At 46.2% G+C, this 20,822-nt stretch carries 22 protein-coding genes and 1 riboswitch; all 22 genes read right to left on the reverse strand.

Features of this window, described 5'->3' with window-relative positions:
- A complete protein-coding gene (locus tag NSQ55_RS28360; RefSeq protein WP_076123928.1) occupies nt 1-552 on the reverse strand; it encodes a F0F1 ATP synthase subunit delta in 552 nt (183 codons plus the stop codon).
- Complete coding sequence (atpF, locus tag NSQ55_RS28365) at nt 549-1,037, reverse strand: F0F1 ATP synthase subunit B (RefSeq protein WP_076123930.1); 489 nt, start codon at nt 1,035-1,037, stop codon at nt 549-551. Before atpF ends, NSQ55_RS28360 begins: the two co-directional genes overlap by 4 nt.
- A gap of 97 nt (nt 1,038-1,134) precedes the next feature.
- Nucleotides 1,135-1,347, reverse strand: a complete 213-nt coding sequence (gene atpE / locus NSQ55_RS28370; protein ID WP_036681574.1) for a F0F1 ATP synthase subunit C — start codon at nt 1,345-1,347, stop codon at nt 1,135-1,137.
- Nucleotides 1,348-1,452: 105 nt separating this feature from the next.
- Complete coding sequence (gene atpB, locus NSQ55_RS28375; protein ID WP_036681575.1) at nt 1,453-2,220, reverse strand: F0F1 ATP synthase subunit A; 768 nt, start codon at nt 2,218-2,220, stop codon at nt 1,453-1,455.
- A gap of 29 nt (nt 2,221-2,249) precedes the next feature.
- On the reverse strand, nt 2,250-2,627 hold the full coding sequence (locus NSQ55_RS28380) for an ATP synthase subunit I (RefSeq protein ID WP_036681578.1): 378 nt from the start codon (nt 2,625-2,627) through the stop codon (nt 2,250-2,252).
- The gene (locus tag NSQ55_RS28385; protein WP_036681579.1) at nt 2,620-2,853 is read right to left on the reverse strand and encodes an AtpZ/AtpI family protein; all 234 of its coding nucleotides are present in this window, start codon (nt 2,851-2,853) and stop codon (nt 2,620-2,622) included. The genes NSQ55_RS28380 and NSQ55_RS28385 overlap by 8 nt, the downstream gene beginning before the upstream one ends.
- A gap of 178 nt (nt 2,854-3,031) precedes the next feature.
- Entirely contained in the window at nt 3,032-4,192 is a 1,161-nt protein-coding gene (wecB, locus tag NSQ55_RS28390; protein ID WP_076123932.1) for a UDP-N-acetylglucosamine 2-epimerase (non-hydrolyzing), read from the reverse strand.
- A 58-nt stretch (nt 4,193-4,250) separates the two neighbouring features.
- Nucleotides 4,251-4,880, reverse strand: a complete 630-nt coding sequence (gene upp / locus NSQ55_RS28395; RefSeq protein WP_036681583.1) for a uracil phosphoribosyltransferase — start codon at nt 4,878-4,880, stop codon at nt 4,251-4,253.
- A 422-nt stretch (nt 4,881-5,302) separates the two neighbouring features.
- Nucleotides 5,303-6,550 (reverse strand): serine hydroxymethyltransferase, encoded by a 1,248-nt coding sequence (gene glyA / locus NSQ55_RS28400; RefSeq protein WP_038573642.1) that lies wholly within the window; start codon nt 6,548-6,550, stop codon nt 5,303-5,305.
- 115 nt (nt 6,551-6,665) lie between these two features.
- Nucleotides 6,666-7,250 (reverse strand): TIGR01440 family protein, encoded by a 585-nt coding sequence (locus NSQ55_RS28405; RefSeq protein WP_076099682.1) that lies wholly within the window; start codon nt 7,248-7,250, stop codon nt 6,666-6,668.
- Between the two features lie 74 nt (nt 7,251-7,324).
- A riboswitch (ZMP/ZTP riboswitch) is annotated at nt 7,325-7,407 on the reverse strand.
- Nucleotides 7,408-7,455: 48 nt separating this feature from the next.
- A complete protein-coding gene (locus NSQ55_RS28410) occupies nt 7,456-8,043 on the reverse strand; it encodes a low molecular weight protein arginine phosphatase (RefSeq protein ID WP_036681588.1) in 588 nt (195 codons plus the stop codon).
- A gap of 45 nt (nt 8,044-8,088) precedes the next feature.
- Nucleotides 8,089-8,661 carry a manganese efflux pump MntP family protein gene (locus NSQ55_RS28415; protein WP_076182070.1) on the reverse strand — a complete coding sequence of 191 codons (573 nt, stop codon included), beginning with the start codon at nt 8,659-8,661 and terminating at the stop codon, nt 8,089-8,091.
- Nucleotides 8,662-8,765: 104 nt separating this feature from the next.
- Nucleotides 8,766-10,127 (reverse strand): L-threonylcarbamoyladenylate synthase, encoded by a 1,362-nt coding sequence (locus NSQ55_RS28420; protein ID WP_339174631.1) that lies wholly within the window; start codon nt 10,125-10,127, stop codon nt 8,766-8,768.
- A gap of 105 nt (nt 10,128-10,232) precedes the next feature.
- A complete protein-coding gene (gene spoIIR / locus NSQ55_RS28425) occupies nt 10,233-10,991 on the reverse strand; it encodes a stage II sporulation protein R (protein ID WP_081382511.1) in 759 nt (252 codons plus the stop codon).
- 83 nt (nt 10,992-11,074) lie between these two features.
- Entirely contained in the window at nt 11,075-12,262 is a 1,188-nt protein-coding gene (locus tag NSQ55_RS28430; protein ID WP_038573648.1) for an FtsW/RodA/SpoVE family cell cycle protein, read from the reverse strand.
- A 527-nt stretch (nt 12,263-12,789) separates the two neighbouring features.
- Nucleotides 12,790-13,974: an FtsW/RodA/SpoVE family cell cycle protein gene (locus tag NSQ55_RS28435; RefSeq protein WP_076123938.1), complete on the reverse strand. Its 1,185-nt coding sequence runs from the start codon at nt 13,972-13,974 to the stop codon at nt 12,790-12,792.
- A 140-nt stretch (nt 13,975-14,114) separates the two neighbouring features.
- A complete protein-coding gene (prmC, locus tag NSQ55_RS28440) occupies nt 14,115-15,068 on the reverse strand; it encodes a peptide chain release factor N(5)-glutamine methyltransferase (protein ID WP_339174633.1) in 954 nt (317 codons plus the stop codon).
- A gap of 25 nt (nt 15,069-15,093) precedes the next feature.
- Nucleotides 15,094-16,170: a peptide chain release factor 1 gene (prfA, locus tag NSQ55_RS28445; protein ID WP_036681601.1), complete on the reverse strand. Its 1,077-nt coding sequence runs from the start codon at nt 16,168-16,170 to the stop codon at nt 15,094-15,096.
- Between the two features lie 233 nt (nt 16,171-16,403).
- Complete coding sequence (gene ychF / locus NSQ55_RS28450; RefSeq protein WP_036681604.1) at nt 16,404-17,504, reverse strand: redox-regulated ATPase YchF; 1,101 nt, start codon at nt 17,502-17,504, stop codon at nt 16,404-16,406.
- 100 nt (nt 17,505-17,604) lie between these two features.
- Nucleotides 17,605-18,972 carry a S41 family peptidase gene (locus tag NSQ55_RS28455; protein WP_139329814.1) on the reverse strand — a complete coding sequence of 456 codons (1,368 nt, stop codon included), beginning with the start codon at nt 18,970-18,972 and terminating at the stop codon, nt 17,605-17,607.
- 167 nt (nt 18,973-19,139) lie between these two features.
- Entirely contained in the window at nt 19,140-19,610 is a 471-nt protein-coding gene (locus NSQ55_RS28460) for a GNAT family N-acetyltransferase (protein ID WP_232061473.1), read from the reverse strand.
- Nucleotides 19,611-19,646: 36 nt separating this feature from the next.
- Nucleotides 19,647-20,786, reverse strand: a complete 1,140-nt coding sequence (gene fni, locus NSQ55_RS28465) for a type 2 isopentenyl-diphosphate Delta-isomerase (protein WP_081391782.1) — start codon at nt 20,784-20,786, stop codon at nt 19,647-19,649.
- Nucleotides 20,787-20,822: the final 36 nt, after the last annotated feature.

The raw sequence follows: 20,822 nt of genomic DNA on the forward strand, positions 1-20,822 counted from the left end.
CTATCTTCTATGCTTATCATTAAAGGATTTCTCGAGACGCTCCAATTTGTTAGACAGACTGCCGTCATACAGCGTATCGCCGATATAAACTTTCAGTCCTCCCAACAGGCTTGGGTCCACCACATTCGTAATCCGGATTTTACGGTTTACGAGTTGGCCGAATTCTGCAGCTACAGCTGCTTTTTCTTCTTCACTTAAAGAATAAACAGAGTATACCTTAGCATCACCAATGCCAAGAGCGTCTCCTTCAATCTTGATATACGTATCCAGCAGATCGGCAAAAATATCGGTTCTGCCTCGCTCTACTAACAATTCTACAATGTTCATCACGATGGGAGAGAGCTTATCTTGAAGCGCTGTGCGCAGCACTTTCAGCTTGTCGGACTCCGAGATGCGCGGTGCAAGAATAAACCGCTTTATCTCTTGGTCGGAATGTAATAATCCAACCACTGCCTTGAGCTCTTCTTCTACTTCAAGGGTAATCCCTTTCTCTACCGCTGCACTGTACAATGCTCTAGCGTAGCGCTTGGCAACTACCGTATCGCGGCTCATGATTGGCCTCCTACCTCTTTGAGGTATTGGTTCACAAGTTGCTCCTGCTCGCCGTTAGCACTAACTTCTTTCTTAAGAAGTTTAGAAGCAATACGAACAGATGCCGTTCCAATTTCGCTGCGCAACTCTTCCACTGCTTTGTTCTTTTCGTTCTCGATATCGCGCACGGCCTCTTCTTTGACACGTGCTGCATCTGCTTTGGCTTGTGCCAAAGTTTGTTCTACCTGTAGATTGCTTGTGATTTGCGATTGTTGAATAATCTGTTGAGCTTCCTGGCGTGCACTGTTCAGCGCTTGCTTCTGCTCTTCCACATACGCGACCGCTTGTTCTCTAGTCTTCGCAGCTTCGTCCATTTGCTGCATTACCAGCTCACGGCGTTTCTCCATAACTGCAAAAAGTTTGCTGAACGCATACTTGCTAAGCAAGAAATATAAAATCCCAAAGGCGACAATTGAAAATACTATGTTTGTCCAAACAATATCCACTGAGGTCACTCCCTTCCGTTACCGCGTCATGCGGACGTATACAAAAGTAAGGCGCGGATGGCATCGGCCGTCCCCGCCAAACCGTAACTACGGTTTATTAAGTAAACATAATCAGGAATGCGATAACTGTTGCTGCCAACGGAATAACTTCGACGATACCTACACCAATAAACATTGTTGTTTGCAAAGCATTTTTCGCTTCTGGTTGACGAGCGATGGACTCAACTGTTCTACTAACGATCATACCGTTACCAAGACCTGCGCCAAGTGCACCCAATCCAACCGCTATTGCTGCTGCTAAAAATTCCATTTGTAAATATCCTCCTTTAATTTCGGTTCATATTTGTGTTTAATGATATAAGATATCTCCCACGAAGGAAAATCAGACGATAGCCGTTCTCTTCGCAGCAGTTCATTAATGTGCTTCTTCTTCGTGAATCGTCATCTGTGCGATATAAACCATCGTCAGAATCGTAAAGATAAACGCTTGTAGTGCCCCGACGAAAATACTGAAGCCCTGCCATACAGCCAGGAACGGAATACTGAGAATCCCCAGCTTCAAAATGACTGTAATCAGTACTTCTCCGGCGAAAATGTTAGCGAATAGACGAATAGCCAACGCTACAGGTTTTGCCAGGTTTTCGATAATGTTCAGTGGCAAAAAGATTGGAAACGGCTCGATGTAGTGTTTGAAATAATGTTTGCCGTTGAGCTTAATGCCCAGAAAGTTCATCAGTACAAATACTATGATTGCCAATCCTGCAGTGACGTTAATGTCAGCAGTTGGCGACTTGTACCATAAAATTTCTGCATGCTCACCATTCGCCAAGTTCTTAGTTGCTTCAATCACGTGGCCAAACACTGTTACAGGTCCATGCGCCTCAGTTACAACGGAGAAAGGCAATCCAAGTAGATTGGAAACAAAGATAAACAGAATCAATGTCAACCCTAAAGATATGTAAGGTTTTCCTTTCTTCAGATCCATGGCACTGCTTATGACACCCTCTACAAATTCCACAACCCATTCCATGAAGTTCTGAAGCTTGGATGGATTTTCAACGGAAAGCTTACGAACCGAAAGCATAACCAGAACAAACACCACTGTACAACTGATCAGAAGCATCAACACGGCGGATAAATCTATCGGTATTCCCCCGACAAATATTTTCGGCATGTCATGCATAGTATCATCCCCCTTTCTCTTTAATCTGGTTAAAGCTTATTCTTCACACTCAGATATATCCCCGCAGGAATGGCGAGAAGCTGAGGAATGAATACGCCCGAAACAGTTGCTACCAGGGAGAAATGCTCAATCTTGACCGAGAACATGGTGACCAAAATTGCGAAGCTAATCCGTGTAACAAAACCGAGGCTGAAGGCATTCCCTTCGTTGCTCGCAATCGACTGCGTAACCCGTCGAACCTTGACGGCCAGATAACGAAAGTTTACCAATCCCGCCACCAGACCCAGAGTCATGCCCAGTGTAATCGCCCGGGTCTCATGATGAAGCACCCAGCCCATTAAGAGTCCTGCCATAAGGACGAGCGTAACTCTAGTGACGGTATTGATCATGGGAGTCATATTATCCATTCTGCTCCCCCAAAAATTTTTTAATTAACAAGGCGACATTCACAATTCCCAGAATCATTCCAGTTATAGTGCCAATGGCGAGCCAATATTTCGGCCCCTCCATCAGGTCTTTCAGCCATCTTGCCGCAAAAAAACCAATAAGAATGTAAGCGGCAAGCAAAGTGCCTGCACTTCCAATGACAAGCGCGGTCTGTAACAAGCTGTCCTTGCTATTTTGTTCTTTCATGGGCTACAATCCCAACTAATTTTACTGAATTTCCTGAGTCTTTGTCAATTCATTGAACATTGCCTAAAAACCCTTGAAAACATGAAAATAATCACAGCAAAACGTTCCAAAACCATATAAACCGTACAGTTTCACTGTATGTTGATTTTAATCAGATCAGATATTAGTTTAATTGAAATTATTTATTTTTTGTGAACATTCTGTGAAACTCTTCAGGACGTTCCTTATTAACACCAAAATGGTGCAAAATCGCATTGACAATCCGTTGGGAAGCCTTGCCATCTCCATACGGGTTGGCGGCCCGACTCATCGACTGATAGAGCTCATTATCAGTCAAAAGAGCATGTGTCCGTTGATACACCTTCTCCTCGTCCGTGCCCACAAGTTCCAGCGTTCCAGCCTCTATCCCTTCGGGACGCTCCGTTGTATCACGAAGCACAAGAACAGGCACTCCATAAGAAGGAGCTTCCTCTTGCAGACCGCCGGAATCGGTCAATATCAAGTGGGTATGCGGATAAAAATTATGCAGGTCCACGACATCCAGCGGATCAATCAGCTTAATTCTCGGATGTCCTCCCAGTATCTCATGCGCAGGTTCCTTAACGGCAGGACTCGGATGCACAGGGTAAACAATGGCGACATCTTCGAATTCATCAGCGATTCTTTTAATAGCTCGGAAGATATTACGATGCGGTTCACCTTGAGATTCTCTGCGGTGAGCGGTCATCAAAATAAGTCTTTTTCCTGAAGCAAAATCCAAAACAGGATGCCGGTAATCCGGCTGTACGGTATATTGAAACACATCAGTTACGGTGTTGCCTGTGATATAAATACTTGATTCTTTTTTGTTCTCGTGTCTCAGATTGTTAGCTGACAAATCGGTTGGAGCGAAATGCAGATCAGCTAACACACCTGTGAGTTGCCGGTTCATTTCTTCAGGATACGGAGACAATTTGTTCCATGTCCTAAGTCCTGCTTCTACGTGCCCAACCTGAATTTGCTGCAGGAAGGAAGCGTAACTAGCTAAAAACGTTGTTAAGGTGTCCCCATGCACCAGCACGAGGTCAGGTTTAACTTCTTTCAGTACAGGTTCCAAACCTTCAAGCACACGAATAGTAATCTCATTCAAGGTCTGACGGTCCTTCATCACGTCCAAATCGTAATCAGGGGTGATATTAAACACTTCCAACACTTGATCGAGCAGTTCTCTATGCTGTGCTGTTACACATACTATTGATTCGATATGCTCAGGATGCTTCTTCAGTTCAAGAACCAGAGGAGCCATCTTGATCGCCTCGGGGCGCACTCCGAAAATAGTCATTACTTTGATTTTGGACATAACCCCTACCCTCTCATCAAATATTCTCGCATTACTATACTTAATACTTAATTACTTATTACTTGGTTCCATAAAGACGGTCACCAGCATCACCAAGACCTGGCACGATGTAACCATGTTCATTCAAATGATCATCAAGCGCTGCTACATAAATATCAACATCCGGATGAGCTTCCTGAACTGCAGCAACACCTTCTGGCGCTGCAATCAAGTTCATCATTTTGATCTGTGTACAGCCACGGTTCTTCAGTGAGGTAATCGCAGCAATTGCGGATCCGCCTGTAGCAAGCATCGGATCAATTACTATCAATTCACGTTCCTGTACGTCCGTTGGAAGCTTGATATAATACTCCACTGGTTGAAGAGTGTCTGGATCACGGAAAAGCCCTACATGTCCTACTTTAGCCGCAGGTAGAAGCTTCAGTACACCTTCAAGCATACCTAAACCCGCACGAAGAATAGGAATAAGCCCCAGCATTCTTCCCGAAATCACTTTGCTTTCCGTCTCAGTGACCGGTGTTTGTACCGTAATGGTCTCTAGTGGAATATCACGTGTAATCTCATAAGCCATCAATGTGGCAACTTCGTCAACATGTTCTCTGAAATCCTTCGTGTTTGTTCTAACGTCGCGAATAAATGTTAGTTTGTGTTGAATTAAAGGATGATCGCAAATCACCAATTTTCCCATTTACTGTCCCTCCGGTAATTGTAAGTCTTGTCTATAGCCATAGAAAGCGCTTTGCTTCTCAGTGGCTAAATCCTGTCTATTATAGCACTCCCGCCGCTGCATTTCACCTCAGAATGGTACTTGAACTCACATTGAACATATTCCTTTGTATTTCCTTGTTTTTAAAGGTAATGATTGGCTTAATTAGGAAACCAATCACTTATAAAACCTAGATTATGTTGTGCAACTTTGGCTTTTTCATACTATTCACATTATTTTCACTAATTTTATTGAAAGTTCCATGAACTTTCATGATTAATTTCATTCAATTTCATCTATTACCTACAGTGATATTTGTGAACAATATGCAACAAAAAAGCCTCCATCAAACCCGGAAGAGGGTATGGATGGAGGCAGAATCATTTCTTATTAGAAGCAAAGATTTAGTATTTCAACTCTGGATAAAGAGGGTATTGGTCAGTCAACTCAGCCACTTGACGCGCAGATTCTGCCAAGTTTGCCTCATCCTTCGGATTCTTTAGAACATTAGCAATGATACGTCCAATAGTGACCATCGCCTGCTCGTCCATACCACGGGATGTGACTGCAGGTGTACCAATACGAATACCACTTGTTACGAAAGGACTTGTAGGATCAAATGGAATTGCGTTTTTATTCACAGTAATCCCGATGGAATCTAGTACTTTTTCCGCATCTTTTCCGGTAATGTTCAGATTACGGGTATCCAGCAGCATCAAGTGGTTATCTGTACCTCCGGATACAATGTTAACCCCTTCGCTGATCAACGTTTCTGCAAGAACATTAGCGTTCTTCACTACATTTTGAGCATAAGTCTTAAAGGATGGCTGCAATGCCTCACCAAATGCGACTGCTTTTGAAGCAATTACATGCATCAGAGGTCCACCTTGGGAACCAGGGAATACCGCTTTATCAATAGCAGCTGCCCAAGGCTGTCTGCACATAATCATACCTCCGCGGGGACCGCGCAAAGTCTTATGCGTAGTAGTTGTAACGAAATGAGCATGAGGAACCGGGCTCGGATGAAGACCAGCAGCAACCAATCCTGCGATATGGGCCATATCTACCATAAATAGCGCACCCACATCATTGGCGATAGCGCCAAGTTTTTCGAAATCAATAATACGCGGATAGGCACTAGCACCAGCTACAATCATTTTTGGACGGTGCTTGAAGGCTGCTTTACGTACTTCATCATAATCAATTAGGAAAGTATCTTCTTGTACTCCATAAGCAACGAAGTTATAAAGCAATCCAGAAGCATTAACTGGGCTACCATGTGTCAAATGACCACCGTGCGCCAAATTCATTCCAAGAACGGTGTCGCCAGGCTTAAGTGCAGCCAGATAAACTGCCATATTTGCTTGAGCGCCGGAATGTGGTTGTACGTTGACATGATCCGCGCCAAACAATTCTTTTGCACGATCACGAGCAAGGTTCTCAACGATATCTACATCTTCACAGCCGCCATAATAACGTTTGCCTGGATAACCTTCTGCATATTTGTTCGTAAGCACGGAGCCCATAGCTTCCATTACGGCTTCGCTAACGATATTCTCTGAGGCAATAAGCTCAATGTTGGCACGCTGACGTTTCAGTTCCAGTTCCATCGCTTCCAGTACTGCCGGGTCACTCTTACGCAATTGTTCCATGTTCTTATTTCCTCCCTAGTGTGTGTAGATATGTTGTATTTAAGTAGAAACGATTTGCCCGCCATAAAGAGACTTAGGTCTACGTTTCTGCAAAAAATATAAAAACTAAAGTTCGTTAATCACAAAACTGTGAACCACTTTGTTCTGGAGCACGATATACCGCACGTTCCCCGCCAATTAGTGGGGGTCTGGTCCATGCCGCATTCACTCTGGCTGCTCCAATGTATCGTAGAGTCGGACGGAAAGGAACGGCTACCCGCCGTAAATGCATTCCTATCAGTGTCTCGCCAATATCTAAACCAGCATGAGCTTCTATCGTTTCCGCCAAAACAGGATCTTTCATAGCGTGATAAGCAGCCGTAGCCATCGAACCTCCAGCACCTCGTATAGGTACAGCTGATACTTCCTTCAGACCAAGTGACTCTAGCAGAGAGCGTTCCATTACAAGTGCACGATTTAAATGCTCGCAGCACTGATACACCGGATGAAATCCTTTTTCCGCTGCTACTAAACGAACACCTTCAAGCAGTTGTTCTGCAACTTCAAGTGCACCACCAGTTCCAATCCGGACACCAGCAACCTCACTTGTGCTCACTCCGACGACAACAATTTTGCCTGACCCAAGGTTACCAGCCTCCGCCAGCTCCCTTAACACAGTGACGGTGGCTTCAGTTAATGATAGCTCCACAACTTCGTCCATCACTCTACCTCCTCAAACTTCAAACAAGCTTATTTTAAACAAAAAAGAGCAGTCCGCAGGTAGCTGCGGATTTGCTCTTTTGCCCAGGCGACCGGCCGTTTATTCCGATGCTCCATCGTGGTTTGATCCACATTTGTCGCCAGTTACATCGGAACCGATTATTTGTAACTTCATCTTAAAGCAAAGTGAACTGAAAATCAACCATTTACAAATGGCGGAAGGTTTCCAGCTTATCCAGCAAACTGAATAGCGCAGTGCGAATCTCAGCAGCAGTTAGCTCATAGTCCTCACGCGTGCCACCAAATGGATCAGAAATATCGAAGCTCGGAATACGCTGGCGAATCTCAATCATCCGCTGCAGATCCGTTGCATTCGGTTCACCACCAAGGGCTAAGCTCAACTCCGCATCTGCGTAAAGGCTGTCCAATTCCTTGATATCTTCCGTCACCGCATCTTCATCATGCACGTATTCCTTCAATGTATAGGTTTTCGTTACAGCATCTGGAAAATACTGCAGCAAATGCTGCTTATGCCCACCCGTCAAGGTCAGCACAAGGTCGGCCCAAGCGACAGCTTGACCTGTCAATTGTGACGACTCCATTGAATCATGAATTCCTTCTTCCTGCAGTATAGCTGCAGCATGTCTTGATATAGAAGTACCGGAAATGGCGGATACACCTGCAGACCGCACTTCCAGGTCGATTCCACGTTCCTTCGCGAGCTTTCGTAAAAGCCCCTCAGCCATAGGACTTCGGCATGTATTCCCGGTGCAGACGAATAAAATATGCAGCATGTTTTGCACCCCCATGAAATTAAATATTCTAATGCCGTTATTGTATCAAAAGATGAATAGCAAGCCAAACCCCAGAAGTATTGCACCGCCTAGCGCTTCTCCATAATCCCCGAGACCACGACTGACATGCCGTCCAATTAGCAACCCTAGAATCGACATTAGTCCCCCGCAAGCACCGAAGGCTAAGATGGTCAAAAGTACTCCATTCACAAACATCCCCAGTGATACACCCACGGAGAAAGAGTCAATACTGACACTGAGCGAAAGAAGTATCATCCCCCACAAGGTTCGATGATCCATAGCTCGTGAGCTTCCTGTGTCCGGACGAAAGGAGTTGTACACCATATGCCCGCCCAAAAGAACTAGAAGACCTCCAGCAGCATAAGTCGTTACTTGACCTAACAGGTGTCCGACATAACTTCCTGTCAATAAACCCAGGAGAGGCATCAGCATATGAAAAACAGCAATGAGCAGACTCATTTGCAGAATATGCAGCAGACGAATACCTTTCATCCCGATCCCTACACCGAGCGAAAAAGCATCCATCCCTAATGCAACCGCCATTATAGTAATGGTAACAATCTGCCCCCATTCGGTATATACATCTCCTAAGCCCATGCTTACCCCCCCAAGTCCGAAATATCTTGTACAACAACGATATGCGGACAAGGGGGTAATCATGACTTCATATGGGAGTCATATACGAAAAAGCAATGCCGTGGTTATCCGGCGTCGATGACAGATCCGCCGGCGGCTTTCATAAGCCGGTTCATGATTGCAGCGCCGAGGCCGGTATACGGGCAAGCCTCGGCTAAGATGTAAGTCGCTCCCGCTTCATCGAAGCGCCGCAAGGCGGCATATAGGGAGCGAGCCCCTTCCTCCGGCGAGGATAACGAGCCGAGGGAAAGAACACAGGCGGCAGGGTCGGCGGGATAAAGGGCCTTATGCTCCTCGAAGATGAGCAAGCCCGTGACCTCGCCGTTTAGCTGCGCCGCCTGAAGTTGACTAGCGGCTTCGTCCGCCACGCGTTGCGGGGAAGAGCCGCGCACTACAGCAAGCCAGCCGCGCGGCGCGTAGTGCGTGTACTTCATGCCCGGCGCGCGCGGCGCAGAAATGCCGCCAGCAGCATCCGCACCATGCTGCTCAATAGATGCGGTAGCCCTTTCGAAAGGCTCACGATTGTTAACATTCAGGCAATCCGCTGAAGATTGCGCGGTAGTTGCTTTAGCTGTGATTGGCTCAGCAGTACTGAAATCAATAACAGAGTTTGTCGTCCCCGAATCAGCCAAGACAGTAGCGGTTGCGGTAGCGGCAGCAGTTGTCTCAGCATTACCGGACTCTGAGCTTACAGCTTCTGCTCCCACCACTGCAGCCAATTGCTCCGAAGTAATCCCGCCGGGGCGCAGCACAGCAACTTTTCCGTCAGGCTGTACCTGCACGACTGTTGACTCTAGTCCAACTCCAGCAGCACCACCATCAAGGACGCCATCAATGTATCCAGCCAAATCTTCCATCACATGCGAAGCTAATGTCGGGCTCGGGCGACCCGAACGATTAGCACTTGGCGCCGCAACCGGACAACCTGCGGCACTAATCAGCGCCAGAGCTACCGGATGATCCGGCATCCGCACACCAACCGTATCCAAACCCGCCGTCACACAAGGCGACAGTACACCTTCACGAACAGGAAGCACAACTGTCAGCGGACCAGGCCAATAAGCTGCCATCAGCGCGGCCGCCTTAGGATGCACCTCTACAACAAGCTCGTCCAAAGCTGCCGTATCCGCAATATGCACAATTAACGGATTGTCAGAGGGCCGTCCTTTTGCCGCAAAAACAGCCTCAACTGCCGCCGTATTTCGGGCATCCGCCCCTAGCCCGTAGACGGTTTCGGTTGTAAAAGCCACGGTTCCGCCTTCACGAAGCATTGTTGCTGCCTCCGCTATCGCCAGCTTGTCAGCTTCATTCGGCTGAAATACCTCAGAGTTCGTTCCCTCAGCGGAATTCAACTTCCAGTATACAGTCTCATCTCTATTTCCACTCCGCCGCTGAACGGCGAATAAAGGATTATTGTGTTCATTCATTCTCATCACAGGCTTTCTAGAAGATATAATTTAGCTTAGCAAAAAAACGGCCCCTGTAGGGAGCCGTGATAGATCTGCTTATAAAATAGTAACACATCTGGGGTCTTACGACCATAATCCACTGATCCAGTTCCAAAGGTTTTGCAGCAGCTCCCAGACGAAGAACCGTACCTCTGGCTCAGCAGCAGTTTCTCCTGATGAAGCACTTCCTGCCGAGGAATCAGCCTGCACTGTTTTTGCAGCTGCTGATTTCACCTTAGCACTGTTATCCGCACCAGCAGCGGACACGGTTTTTGTACCTTTGTCAGCAGCAGGTGCTGCCGCATCTCCAGAGCCTGCGTCGATAAAGCAAAGCGGAGGAAACAGTACACACCACCAATTTTGTCCCTTGCCCGCACCAAGTGTGACCCGTACAGCTTCATACTCCCCAGCAGGATAGACGGTACCACCGTATAATTTGGTTGGAAAAGGGACTACGCCCAGCTCCACTTTATAGGAATATTCAATGCCCCGTTTCTCCAGCTCTGATCCAACCAACGCGTTAAGCTCCGGCAGATGATTTCTAATCAGAGCACGTGCCTGCTCCAAGCTCTGTGGATCCTCAAGAGCGGATACCCACTGGTTCATTTGCTCCACAATTTTATCGCGAATTTGCCGTTTCACCAGCTGATCTTGCGCTCCGTCAGAATTAGCTAGAATACGTAACCGGATAGATTCTTGGGGAATAGATACTTCAGCTACTGCAGCATCGGTTTTTTGACCTTCCCAAGCCATCATGAGGACCATAAAAAAACAAATTAAAATGGCAGTATACTTAAAAGTTACACGTAAGGAATCTCTTTTATCCATATGATTATCGTTCATTTGTTGCAGCCCCTCTCCTCTTAACTCTCATGCTAGTAGTATGCCCGGAGATAAGAGACTGCAAACCTATGAATCTATTAAATTTATAACTTCAATGCCAGCTCCTTATGCAGCTGCAAATCTTCCTCTACATCCTGCCCATAAAGATGCACGCTCATCACGACCCCCATGCTGGCCATATTAATCAGAAGAGACGTGCCTCCATAACTGATAAACGGAAGTGTTATTCCTGTCAACGGCATCAGGCCGATAAAAGCTCCAACATTCTCAAGAATTTGATACAACAGCATAGCCGTAATTCCAATGATTAGAAATGGACCGCTACGCTCCTTACTCTCGAGAGCAATCAATATCATCCGATGCAGCAAAATAAAAAAGAGCAAGAGAAGCAGCGCAGATCCCACAAATCCAAACTCCTCGGCAATCTGCACGAATATCGCATCCGAATAGGTATATGGGACACGATTATTCTGCACAGAGCTGCCCTGCATATATCCCTCTCCACTCATTCCCCCGGAGGCTATAGCTAATTTGGCATTTTTCGTGTGATAGCTTGCCTTATCTGTCGCTAAATCAGGTACCAGCCAAGGGTCAAACCGCTCCACTAAATGATCCTTACCAATGCCTTCAAAAAAATTGACTGCCTCATCATGATAGTTTATGTAGCTCAAAATCCCAGCAAGGCCGATCCCACCCACTATAAGCAAACCGATGAGCGCATGCGACAGTTTGATATTCCCAATCCATAAAAGTCCAATTAATATTACGATGTAGCTAAGGGCATTCCCCAAATCATTTTGCATAATCACTATACCAAATGGAATGAACGTAAGAATGGTGAGAGGAACAATCCCTTTCCAGAAGGTTAAGGTAGACCCTTGTTTTCGAATTAAGATCGATGATAAAAAAAGAATCAATACCAATTTAAACAGCTCGGCAGGCTGAAACCTAAGTCCACCGATCTCAAGTCCCAATTGAGCACCGTTCTCTACTTTACCAATAAAACTAACCGACACTAACAAGACTAAGCCCAAGAGATAAATATAAAGTGCATGTTTAACAAATATCTTAAAGTCCACAAAAGCGAGCACAATAAAAACTACAAAACCTAAAATATAGTATTTAAGCATTTGTAAATGAAATCCATCCAATTTCATCGGAGGCGTTATTCTTCCATTGGTTACACTGTATATTGAAAAAATACTAATCACCATCAGCAAAATCAGAACAGTAACAATTACCTTATCAATCCTTTTGAACTTTTGAAGCATCTGCAAGCCCCTTACTCTGTTAAGGTTTCAACTCTCCTCTCTCAGGGAAAGTCGTTCCTTTCTATTGTAGAACATTCGTGAATATAATTCCAAATTTATGTAGCCAATCTATAAAATATCTTTCTATTAAAATTACACTCTGACGTAATTTTACTCTATGATCCAAACCTATCGGACTCCGTAGACTTTATTTATGAATTTATTGCTCCACGGGAACTTTTGCGGACTCCAGAGTCGTTATTACTTGCCATTTTGCAGTAAATCCAGTCTTTTTGATCAAATAACGTCTTTGCGGTCCGATACTATCCAATAAGTAGTTAATATTCGAATATAAGGGCATCTGAGTCCGAGTCAGGATACAAATACGAATACGATACAAATACAAATACGAATTGCTTCCAGCTTGCTTACCTGAAACGGCCCGTATTACGTATTACACTAATCCGACGAAGCCGTCCTCCATCAAAAAGAACCGCCAGCACCCCTATTAAACAATAAGGACCTGACGGTTCTACTTTATTTCGTGGTTACACCTGTTTGGCAGCTGCATAAGGAGTAGGTTTAGGAAAATCCTCTTCCACTTCTTGCCCGTGCAGGCGCACACTCATTACCAGCCCGATGCTGGCCATATTAATGAGCAGTGATGTACCCCCGAAGCTGATGAAAGGTAACGTAATACCAGTCAATGGCATCAAGCCGATAAATGCGCCGATATTCTCAAAAATCTGATACAACATCATCGCGACAACGCCGACAATCAGGAAAGGGCCAGCTCTATCCCTAGACTCCAGCGCAATCAGAATCATCCGGTGAATCAAAATAAAGTACAGCAGCAACACAAACGCAGAACCTACAAACCCAAACTCTTCAGCAATCTGCACAAAGATAGAATCTGAATACGTATATGGCACCCGATCCGTCTGAACGGAACTGCCGTTCATGTAGCCTTCGCCGCTCATTCCACCTGAGGCAATCGCCAGCTTGGCGTTTTTAGTATGATAAAGGGCTTTGGCTGTCGCTTTGTCTGGAACAAGCCAAGGATCAAAACGTTCAATCCAGTGAGATCGTCCAATATCCGTAAGAAAGGTTTTAATTTCATCGTGATAATGGATATAACTCATAATTCCCGCAATCGCAGAACTAGCCACGATGACCAGCCCGATTAATGCATGCGTGTATTTAATATTGCCAATCCACAACAGACCCGCAAGAATCACAACGTAAGACAAGGCATTCCCAAGGTCATTTTGGGTAAGGACAATAAGGAACGGAAACAAGGTCAGAAGGCCGAGCGGCACAACATCCCGCCAGAACAGAAGCTTACTCTTATTCTTGCGGACAAGCATGGCTGCCAGAAAAAGAATTAATATCAGCTTGAACAGCTCTGCAGGCTGCAGACTCAGGCCCCCCGGCAGGGTCAACCAGCCTTGCGCATTATTTTTGGTCTCGCCCAGAAAGCTGACGAGCACCAGCATCCCTATCCCAAACAAATAAATATATATCGCATATTTCACTAATATTCTGTAATCCAAAAAGGTCATTCCAATAAAAGCTACAAAACCAATAGCATAATACATCATCATACGAATATGATGTCCGTCCAGCTTCTCTCTTCCATGAGTAACACTATATATGGCGAAGATGCTGACCACCATGAGTAATAACAGAACGACTACAATAGCACCATCAATCTTTTTAATCTTCTGAAGCACGCTCTGCCTCCCTACTCTATATCTGGGCTTTCTTTATGTTCCCCTAAGAAATCCTGCTAAATTCTATTGTAAAGGAAGTCGGATTGAAAATACAATTTCTCTACCCCGGACAAAATGAACCCTCTGCATAGCAGGCAATATTATCTCGTTATGCCTAGCACATGACGCGGGATTCCAGCCAGATCATTAATGGTGATAATCTCAGTCCAATGGCCCGCTGCCGCAAGGAGTGCAGCGACTTGCTCAGCTTGACCGAAGCCAAGCTCAAAGCCGATCAGGCGCGGCGGTGCCGGGAGCAGCGTCAGCTGCTCCATCATGCGGCGGTACGGGTCCAGCCCGTCCGCTCCGCCATCCAGCGCAGTGCGCGGCTCATGGTCGCGCACCTCACGCTGCAGCCCGGCGATATCCTCGCCGGGGATGTATGGCGGGTTGGAGACGAGAATATCCGTCTCCATCCCCGCGAACGGCTCGAGCAGATCGCCGAGCCGAAAGTCCACAGCTGTGCCATTGCGCAAAGCGTTGCGCTCGGCCACAGCCAGAGCTGCCGGCGAAATATCGCCGGCGCAGACCCGCCACGCCGGCGCTTCCGCCGCCAACGTGACGGAGATCGCACCGCTGCCGGCGCCGATATCGACGGCGGCCAGCGGTCTTGCGGCGCACACGTCCCCCGCGCCGCCTCCGTTGCGGGCCGCAGCGCCGCCCGCGCTATCCAGCGCCGCTTCGCCCGGCGTTACAACGCCGTCCGGCCAAAGCTCCGCGCCGTAACGTAAAATTGCCTCGACAAGCAGCTCCGTCTCCGGCCGCGGAATAAGCACGTCAGGCGTCACCTCAAAAGGCCGCCCGTAGAATTCTTGCTCGCCGATGATATACTGCACCGGCTCACCAGCGCCCCGGCGGGTAACTCCCGCCTCAAATGCTTCCTTAACCGCAGCTGGAAAAGGATCTGCCAGCGCCATGTAATAAGCTGCGCCAGACACTCCAAGCACATGCTCCAGCAGCAATTGTGCACTGCGCTGCGGTTCATTGCAGCCGCTCCGGCTCAAAAAAGAAGAAGCCTCCGCAAAGGCTTCCCGGATGCTTTTGACTTCCGACATGACATATACGCCATCGTTCAAAGCATTATTCTCCATTATCCATATTATCCATCAAGTCAGCTTGTTCAGCGATTGAAAGGGCTGAGATAATTTCAGTGATTTCTCCGTTCATAACCTGCTCCAAACGGTGCAGTGTCAGGCCAATACGATGGTCTGTAACCCGGCTCTGCGGGAAGTTATACGTCCGAATGCGCTCACTACGGTCACCCGTACCTACTTTGCTCTTCCGTTCACCAGCATACTTCGCTTCTTCTTCCTGCCGTTTCATATCAGAGATACGGGCACGAAGCACTTGCAGCGCTTTTTCTTTATTGGAGTTCTGTGACTTACCGTCCTGACAGGTAGCAACGATGCCAGTAGGTACATGAGTTACACGTACTGCAGACTTGGTCGTATTTACAGACTGTCCGCCTGCACCACTTGAACAGAAGGTATCCACACGAATATCTTTATCATGGATCTCGATCTCAAAAGCCTCAGCTTCCGGCATCACAGACACCGTAGAAGTAGAGGTATGAATACGACCTCCGGATTCGGTCGCTGGGATACGTTGTACGCGATGCGCACCACTTTCGTATTTCAGCTTACTGTATGCACCACGGCCGTTAATAAGGAAGATTACCTCTTTGAATCCACCAAGATCACTCGCGTTAACATCCATTAACTCAACGCGCCATCCTTGTGCATCAGCATAACGAGTGTACATCCGGTAAAGGTCTGAAGCGAACAATGCTGCTTCATCACCACCCGCTGCACCACGAATTTCAACGATTACGTTCTTATCATCATTCGGGTCTTTAGGCAGCAGCAATACGCGGATTCTCTCTTCCAGCTCCACTTGACGTTTGGAAAGGTCATCAATTTCCATCTTGACCATTTCTTTCATCTCATCATCAAGCTTTTCGCCTTGCATCTGCTTAGCAGCTTCAAGCTCTTCCATTACACTCTTATATTCAGTATACGCCTCAAATGCGGGCTGTAGGTCTGATTGTTCTTTGGAATAGTCCCTCAGTTTCTTACTGTCGTTTGCAACATCCGGATCACAAAGCAGTTCACTGAGCTTCTCATAGCGGTCCGCCAGGGATTGCAATCGGTCCAACAAGGGAATTCACCTCTCCTGATTCAATTTCAAATTCGCAAATATAACATCAAATTTGTACTGTCATAAAAATAGATATACGACTTTATATTATACCAAAGATATTGTGAAATGGCTACAGTTCCGTACGCATAATACCTTAATAAAAAGCTTATATTTTTAAAAAGGATCATCCCAGCAATAGAAACTCCCACTGCTCGAGATGACCCCTTTATCATTCGTACACTTAAAACTTCTTAAACGTTAAAACGGAAATGCATTACGTCGCCGTCTTGCACCAAATATTCTTTACCTTCAAGACGTAGTTGACCACGTTCCTTCGCACCGTTCATGGAACCAGCTGCCACAAGATCCGCGTAAGCCACTACTTCAGCACGGATAAATCCGCGTTCGAAATCTGTATGAATCACACCGGCAGCTCCAGGTGCTTTGGTGCCGCGGCGAATCGTCCACGCCCGAACTTCCTGAACGCCTGCTGTGAAATACGTATACAAGCCAAGCAGTTTATAAGCCGCTTTAATCAACCGGTTAAGGCCGGATTCTTCCAGTCCCAGCTCTTCCAGAAACATAGCTTTATCTTCGCCTTCAAGCTCAGCAATTTCTGCTTCCACCTTAGCACTGATCGGAACCACTTCTGCACCTTCAGTAGCTGCGAAATCACGAACTTGCTGTACATAAGGATTGTCCTCAGCACTTGCCACTTCATCTTCACTTACATTCGCCGCATACAGCACTGGCTTCAATGTTAACAAATGAAGATCACGGATAATAAGCTTCTCGTCATCAGACAATTCTATACTGCGTGCAGGTTTATCTTCGTAGAGCACTTCTTTGACGCGTTCTAGCAGTTCAACTTCTTGAGCGTATTTCTTGTCGCCGCCTTTGATATTCTTACGGGAACGCTCAATCCGCTTCTCAATGCTCTCAATATCAGCAAGAATCAGCTCCAGATTAATGGTCTGGATGTCGCTGATCGGATTTACTTTTCCATCAACGTGGGTAACGTTCTCATCTTCAAAACAACGAACCACATGCACGATAGCATCTACTTCACGGATATGGGCCAGGAACTTGTTTCCTAGTCCTTCTCCTTTACTCGCACCACGCACGAGACCAGCAATATCAACAAATTCAAAAGCAGTAGGTACGGTCTTGTTCGGCTGTACCAGCTCAGTCAGTTTATCAAGACGTTCATCTGGAACTTCAACAACACCAACGTTAGGGTCAATGGTACAAAAAGGGTAGTTAGCGGATTCTGCTCCCGCTTGCGTTATCGCATTAAACAATGTGGATTTTCCTACGTTAGGAAGTCCGACGATTCCAGCTTTCAAAGCCATTTATATGACAACTCCTATTTTCAGCTAAATTGATCATCCGAATAAGCTATACGATCTAAACCATTATATATTAGAACATATTCGCCAGCAACACCGGATGTCAAGCAGATGTGTCCGAACGCGCAAGCTCTAATACCTTTTTTATCGCCGGCTGGTCCAGTAATGGCTTAGATTTATCTGGATCAACCTCCACATCAGGCACAGTCTTTACCTCTTCATTACAACTTCCATCAGAATTCAGACCCATTTCAAAGGAAAACCTGAATACATAACCGCTATTTGGCAATGCAACAACAAGCGGATCTATCCCTAGTCCATCCCCACCTGTCCTGCCGCCTACAACCGTTGCAAACCCGGTGCCTTTTGCAAAGGCTGCAAGACCTTCCGCTGATGAATACACAGAGCTATCAACCAGCAAATAGATTTTCCCTTCAAATCCAACAGATTTATTAGGAGTTACTACATCATTTATTTTTCTATATGTCTTGAACATCTTTAAAGCCTCAGATGGCAGATTAGGCAGTTGCTCATCTTTGATGCCGGAAATAGGTTGTTGCCCGGCTGTGATCTGACGTGCCTGCATAAAAGTCTCCGCATATTTGCCTCTTGTATAAAGGAAGTATGTATTATATTCGATAGGTTTATTAATCAACAGAGGAACAATATGAATTCTCCAATAATTACTGTTTCCTCCCCCATTTCCGCGGATATCTAATATTAATGTCTTATAGTCCTTTACCTCTATTAAAAAATCATGGATCTCGGAGCTGTCCATCTCCATGAGACTCCCGTCAAAGCTTTGCATGCCGAGATAAGCGATTCGATCGGGCTCTATAATGACTTTTTTTACATTCCCAGAAGTCTTTTTTGTTACATCTCCTACTCCATCTCCACCATTATGCATATCGTTATTGATATCATTAGAGTTTTGCTGCTCCGTTAAAGGTTTCTGGTTGTAACGGGCCAATACGTTAGGCTGTTGAACCACGTCGATCCAAGGTTCATAACCAAAACCTGCCTGAACATAGGTATGTAGGTACCAAGGATATTCCTCCTTGGATATAAAATTCGTATGCCCATTGTTTAATCTGCTAAGGACAAATCTCATTCGTCTCAAAAACTCATCATCCGATTTCACGGCTGCTATTTTATTGCGGTATTCCTCTTTTTTAGCAAGCCAATCCTCTCCATTGAGACGTTTATTCACCTCTAGGAAAGGATAGTTCTCCTCAATAATCTTCCACATGTAATCAAAATCCTCTAGCCTTTTTTCCACTGTCAATGAAGGCAACGTTACTTTCGATTGTTCTTCAACTACAGCTGGAGAGGCTAGCGGTGCAACCGGACTTGCCTGGACTTGCTCAGACTCAGATTTCTTCTTTCCTGGTAAATCGCCACTGTTGCAGCTAACCAGTAATAGTAATACTACTGCGGAAACAACCACCCACGATACAGTCCTTGGCCTCACCTTAATCCCCCCTTTTCTCTCTTTATGACTCAATCTATTTTCAGGAATTTATTTTTAATCATATTTTCCTAATCATCCTAAATCAAATATATTTATCACAATTATTTACATAATAATTCAGTAGAAAAACAAAAAAAGACCTCTTTCGAGGTCCTCACACTTATGGACTATAGATCTTTAGACATCGTGATGTCAGTTACGATATACCCCATTTTTTTGTATAGCTCAAATGCGCGATTGTTCTGGCCGAAGACGTGCAACCCGATTTTGGTAACATTCATCTCCCGGGCTTCTTCATCGAGTGCGATCATAGCCTGCTTGCCATAACCCTTACTCTGGAACGGTTCAAAAACATAAAAATCATAAATGAAAGCCTCGCGGCCACCACGGCCTTCACTTACGTTAAACCAGATATAACCCACCTGTTCATCACTGCTTATTTCTACTATAGAATATAGATAAGCACCATCTGTGTGCAGCCCTTTTGGCAAAGAGCGCGTTATAGCTTCCTCAGACAGCTTCATCGCGATCTCTGGATCCCAAGCACCGGCGCTGATCTTATCTTCCGCATAATCCCGGGTAGCTTGACCTAAGAAAAATTGAAAGGCCGACTCATCCATATGGATCAGTTTAATCATAATCTTACTCACTTCCTCGCTTCAATATTTACCATCCTATTTACGTATTAAACGGGAAGTTCCACGTAAAGTTGCTAAATCTGGAGCGCCAATACCAAACATTGCTATTTTTAGCTCCAGTTCTACCTGTGCTAATGCAGCATCCAGCGCCTCTTCAGAATCGACAGCCGGCCCTAACAGATTGCGGCCAAAGCCTGCCAGATCAGCTCCAAGTGCCAATGCTTTCGCTGCATCCACGCCATGTTTCAGTCCGCCGCTGCCAATCAAAGCGCCCTGCGGAGAAACTGCGCGCACCTCTGTGATACAATCAGCTGTTGGAGTGCCCCAATCTGCGAAAGCCTCCGCCGCTGCCCGCCGTATAGGATCTACACTGCGGAACTTCTCCACCTGACTCCAAGATGTCCCGCCTGCACCCGCAACATCAATAAAAGCCGCTCCTGCATCATAAAGACGTGCAGCTGCATCTCCATCAATGCCCCAGCCTACTTCTTTCACACCTACAGGGACCTCAAGTGCCCGGCATACCTTCTCTATCTGCGATAGCAAAGAGGCAAAACCAGTGTTCCCTTCCGGTTGAAAGACCTCTTGCAGGCCATTCAGATGCAGTACAAGAAAATCAGCACCTGCGATATCCACAGCCCGGCGACATTCCTCAATCCCAAAACCATAGGACAGCTGTACAGCACCAATATTGGCGATAACCGGAATATCAGGCGCTTGATCCCGCACATAAAAGGTTGCCGTAAGCTCAGAACGCTCCACTGCCGCCCGAACCGAACCTACACCCAGCGCCCAACCACGACGCTGCGCAGCTGCGGCTAACCGGGCATTAATCGCTCCTGTAGCTGCACTGCCACCTGTCATCGAGCTGATGAGCAGCGGTGTACGCAGCTTACGATCCAAAAACGTAGTCTGCAATGATATATCGTCGAAATTCAGCTCTGGCAGAGCATTATGCTGAAATCTGTAATGTTCAAACCCTGTAGTCACACCGACGCCACCTACTTCTTCATTTAGGCAAAGCCGTACATGTTCAATTTTGCGTTCGCCTGTCTTCGATGTAGGCAATAAAGATCTTTTGTCAGAAGCCTCTGCAGCCGGTAGGTCCTTGCCATGATCTGCGCCAGACTGCCTAGTCGCATCATATGGCACGGCCTCTTCTGGCGTATGATTCATGCTGCGTTCCTCCTATTTCCAAACTCGATTTATTAT

It is taken from the genome of Paenibacillus sp. FSL H7-0943 (assembly GCF_037963265.1).
Lineage (GTDB): Bacteria > Bacillota > Bacilli > Paenibacillales > Paenibacillaceae > Paenibacillus_AQ > Paenibacillus_AQ odorifer.